At 66.2% G+C, this 2,685-nt stretch carries 3 protein-coding genes; all 3 read left to right on the forward strand.

Going from position 1 to position 2,685, the window contains the following annotated elements:
- The first annotated feature begins 216 nt into the window (after positions 1 to 216).
- Positions 217 to 1,026 carry a hypothetical protein gene (locus GY937_16105; protein MCP5058229.1) on the forward strand — a complete coding sequence of 270 codons (810 nt, stop codon included), beginning with the start codon at positions 217 to 219 and terminating at the stop codon, positions 1,024 to 1,026.
- A complete protein-coding gene (locus tag GY937_16110) occupies positions 1,027 to 1,803 on the forward strand; it encodes a methyltransferase domain-containing protein (GenBank protein MCP5058230.1) in 777 nt (258 codons plus the stop codon).
- Between the two features lie 153 nt (positions 1,804 to 1,956).
- A complete protein-coding gene (locus tag GY937_16115; protein MCP5058231.1) occupies positions 1,957 to 2,553 on the forward strand; it encodes a hypothetical protein in 597 nt (198 codons plus the stop codon).
- The last annotated feature ends 132 nt before the right edge of the window (positions 2,554 to 2,685 follow it).

The raw sequence follows: 2,685 nt of genomic DNA on the forward strand, positions 1-2,685 counted from the left end.
ATCCGCCGGAATCCGGTCTTCCAGCGCTACGTAGCTGAACATCGAACCCTGCTCTCGATCGCTTCCCCGCATTCCCTCTACCCCCGCCTCTTTTCTACCATTTGAAGGAGTGAAGCACGGGGTTTTTCAGCACCCTGTTAACCCAATGCGCATAGGGTAGTCAGGTTGTTGGACAGGGATTCGCCGAGCGGAGGAATCCTTCCTCAGGAGTTCGAGTTGGTTCGCAGCCGATTGCGCGGCTGTCTCGACGCCGTTGGCGTGGCAGAAGGTTGGCCGTACGCCGACCTCCTTGAGGGATGTCTGTCCGTGATCGTGTTCGCCTCGGGCGGTCCCGCGCTCTGGGAGGCGTTCGTGGCGGACGCCACAGCGTTCCCGGACCAGTTCGCCGCGGAGCCGCATCCGCTGGACGCGTTCGTGGCTCGCATGCTGGAGCGAGCGGATCCGAGTCCGGATGGGTCGCGGCTGTGGATTCGCGCCGCCGCAACCGAGGAGAGGCTCCTTGACTTCAGGACCCTCGCCGTCCGTGCGGGGCTCGGTTGGCCGAGCCGGTTGGGTCTCGTACTGCACCCGGTCTTTGGCCCGTGGCTCGGGCTGCGCGCCGCTTGTCTGACACGCGAGCTCATCGAGCCGACCGGACAGCTAACCAGCGCATCCACGTGCGTTTCCTGTGACGCACGATGCGTGGCGGCGTGCCCCGCCGCCGCAGTTGAAGGCGGGACGCGAGGCGGCTGGGACGTGAAACGATGCGCGAGTCACAACGTTACGACCCGAGACTGCCAGGCTGGGTGCTTGAGTCGCCTCGCGTGTCCTGGGGGCGCTGAGCACCGGTACTCGGCCGCCGAGTCGGCTTATCACTACGACAGAGGGCGGGGACGACGTATGCTCGCGCGGCGGCTCGGAATCCGAGACCGGCTGCGCGGCGCGGGTCCCGACTGGGCCACGTGGGTAGACGGGACCGCGTCGACGTCGGCCGACAGGGCGGACTGGGTAGGCGGCGCCCTGCCCACAGCACAGGAGAACGGGTAGATGGCCTCGCGGTCGGGATCCTCCACGCAACCTCGACCGGACCGCGGAGAGGTGCTCGACCACTTCACGGCGCGAGCGGGCAGGTACGACCAGTCGAGCCATTGGTGTACCGACCCCATCCTCATGGAGCGGATCGTCTCGGCGCTCGGTCCCCTCTCCGAAGCTCGTGTGCTCGACGTAGCCTGTGGAACAGGCCTGGTCTCGAGAGCTCTCAAGGGTGTGGCCCGGCAGGTCGCGGGTCTTGACCTCACTCCGGCGATGTACGATCAGGCTTTGGACGCCGTTGACGAGTTCGTCCCGGGATCGGCCGAGGACATGCCGTTCCCCGATGATGAGTTCGACGTCGTAGTGTGCCGCCAGGGTGTGCAGTTCATGGAAGCCGAGCGGGCGGTCGGAGAGATGGTCCGCGTGGCCCGTCCAGGCGGCCGCGTCTGTTTGGTGAATCTTTGCGCCTACGGACTCGAGGACCGCGACACCTACTTCGAGATCCTCGCGCTCCGGAATCCCGCGCGTCGCAACTTCTTCCTGCGTGAGGACCTCGCCGCGTTGTTGCAGCGCGCGGGTTGCCGGGAGGTCGAGCTGCGCGACCACGTGTCGCGTGAGGATGTGGACCGCTGGTCGGACCACGGCGCGATCTCCGAGGGGGCCCGAGAGCGGATTCGCGAGATTTACCGGTCCGCGCCGCTGGCGTTCACACGTCTCCATGCCGTCGAGAGCGAGGACGGCCTTCGGTACTTCGACGACATGCTGTTCTGCATTGCCGTGGGCAGGAAGTAGCGGGTGCAGCTCGTCCCCGCTCCGGTCGAACCGGTCCTCCGTCGCGTTCAGCGCTTCCAAAGACCCGATTCGCTTCCGCCCGGCGGCTTCTTCGCAAACATAAGGGATGTGGTGGTGGTAGCTTCGAGTTCTCGTAGCGGGTCGTCCGTTTTCATGGAGACGCTCCGCCGGCTTCCGGGCCTCCTGACCCTCCGCTCCGAGATCAACACCTTCCTCCGTCTGAGTGGCCTGGACGCCGCGGCGAGTGGGACCGACTCCGATCGACTAACCCGCGCACACGCGAATGGAGCAGCCGCGCGTCGTCTCGAGCGCCTCCTGTGGGACGAGGTTGGCGAGCCCACCGATCGGCTGGATTGCGCCCGCGACGCCGATCGGTTCGTTCGCGACGTCGTCCGTCGGATCCTGATGCAATGGCCCTCTGAGCAGCTCCGTTCGGACCGGTTGGAGGCCTGGGTCCACGAGGTGCTCGCGACATTGTGCCGCGACCACGGCTGGAAGCGCGACCGCTTCTACGACGGGACCCTCTTCCATGCGCTCCTCCTTCGCCGGATGCGCCGCAGCCTGCCTCGCGTCCACCCGTTCTACTACGATCTGGGTCTGCGCTCGTTGCGGAGCTTCTTCCCCGATCTCGCCCCTGCCGAAGGTCCGCCATCCCCGTGGATCGTGGAGGAGCCCCCGTTCGTGGCCGTGCGACCGCACCGGCCCCCCACCGAGGACGAGCTTTCGCGGCTCCCGTTGGTCCTAACCTGAACTATGCACGAAAGTTGGCTGAGAAGCTGGCTTTCCAATGTTTCAGCGTGCCGCGCGGCGATTGACGCTGACGGATCTCGTTTTGGGTGGTCGATGCCCATTCCGTGGCGCGAATGCGGAGTGTGCTTCGGC

This window comes from bacterium (assembly GCA_024228115.1).
In the GTDB taxonomy this organism is placed as follows: Bacteria; Myxococcota_A; UBA9160; order UBA9160; family UBA6930.

Bases quoted from the DNA above. Each gene is read 5' to 3' on its own strand.
- GY937_16110 (MCP5058230.1), top strand. From the start codon at position 1,027: ATGGCCTCGCGGTCGGGATCCTCCACGCAACCTCGACCGGACCGCGGA.
- GY937_16115 (MCP5058231.1), top strand. From the start codon at position 1,957: ATGGAGACGCTCCGCCGGCTTCCGGGCCTCCTGACCCTCCGCTCCGAG.